The 485-nt window shown below is 71.3% G+C and carries 1 pseudogene; it reads right to left on the minus strand.

The features are described from left to right. Positions 1-485 (minus strand): annotated as a pseudogene (locus HMPREF2863_RS03075) (transposase family protein); the annotation flags it as partial.

Below are 485 nucleotides of genomic sequence, written 5' to 3' on the forward strand. Positions count from 1 at the left end.
CCGGGCCGGTGCCGGCGCGCAGTGGCGTGAGGTCGATGATCACGGTGACGTACTTGTCGCCACGCCGGGTGTGGCGCCAGACGTGTTCATCCACGCCGATCGCGGTGACCCCGTCGAACCGGGCCGGGTCGTCGATGAGCAGCCGCTGGCCCTCGGCCAGCACGGCGTCGTTGGCGGTGTTCCACCGCACGTCCAACGCCTCGGCGACCCGCGCGACGGTCAGGTGCTGCACGACCAGAGCTTCCAGGGCCCAGCGCAAGGCACGGCGGGAGAGCTTGGCCTTGGGTTCTGCCGCGGCGGTGGTGTCCTGGCGCCAGACGTGGGCGCAGTCGGCGCACCGGTAGCGCCGAACCGTGACGTGCAGAGTCGTGGGCCTCCAGCCCAGCGGCTCGTGCGCCAGCCGGCGGATCACGGTGTCCCGAGGGGTGCCCTGAGAACCACAGCGGTGGCACCAGTCATCTGGCTCCACCACCCGGCAAGCTAGT

It is taken from the genome of Micrococcus sp. HMSC067E09, from assembly GCF_001812555.1.
In the GTDB taxonomy this organism is placed as follows: Bacteria; Actinomycetota; Actinomycetes; order Actinomycetales; family Micrococcaceae; genus Micrococcus; species Micrococcus lylae.